This window comes from Streptomyces sp. UW30 (assembly GCF_008042075.1).
In the GTDB taxonomy this organism is placed as follows: Bacteria; Actinomycetota; Actinomycetes; order Streptomycetales; family Streptomycetaceae; genus Streptomyces.
The window spans coordinates 805186-805985 of record NZ_RDBN01000053.1; the positions used below are offsets into that span (position 1 = coordinate 805186).

Genomic DNA, 800 nt, shown 5'->3' on the forward strand with positions numbered 1-800 from the left:
GGACCGTTTCCTCCTCAAGCTCACGATCCCCCTCCCCTCCCGCCAGGACGAGATCAGCGTCCTCACCCGCCACGCCGAGGGCTTCAACCCACGCGACCTGCGCGCCGCCGGGCCTGCTACGGGGCGTACGCCGGCGGACCTCGAGGCGGCCCGCGCGGCCGTGGCCAAGACGACGGTCTCCCCCGAGATCACGGCCTACGTCGTCGACATCTGCCGAGCCACCCGCGAGTCGCCCTCACTCACCCTGGGCGTCTCCCCACGCGGCGCCACGGCCCTGCTCGCCACCGCCCGCGCCTGGGCCTGGCTGACCGGCCGTGACTACGTCATCCCCGACGACGTGAAAGCCCTTGCCCTGCCCACCCTCCGCCACCGCGTACAGCTCCGCCCGGAGGCCGAGATGGAAGGCGTCACCGCGGACTCCGTGATCAACGCGATCCTCGCCCACGTCCCCGTCCCCCGCTGATGGCACTCACCGGACGCGCCGCCCTACTAGCGGCCCTGGGCTCCCTCCCCGTAGGCATCTGGGACCCCAGTTGGACAGGCATCCTCGCGGTCAACGCCCCCTTGCTCGCGGCATGCGCCTGCGACTTCGCCCTGACGGCACCCGTACGACAACTGCGCCTGACCCGCTCCGGCGACACGTCCGCACGCCTGGGCGAAACGGCCGACGTCACCCTCACGATCACCAACCCGTCACCGCCGGTGATGTCCACCGCGCCGAGCACCCGCCCGGTCCGCGGATCGTGCACCGGCGCCGCCGCACAGGTCCAGGGCTGCACCTGGCGGATGAAGTGCTCGGC

General features: G+C 72.5%; 1 protein-coding gene and 1 pseudogene. Both read left to right on the top strand.

The window, feature by feature from the left end; translation table 11 throughout:
- The coding region (locus EAO75_RS37880) for an AAA family ATPase (protein WP_148000518.1) at nt 1-463 on the top strand (463 nt) is incomplete at its 5' end.
- Nucleotides 463-800: pseudogene (locus EAO75_RS37885) on the top strand (hypothetical protein); the annotation flags it as partial. The gene EAO75_RS37880 and the pseudogene EAO75_RS37885, both read left to right, overlap by 1 nt.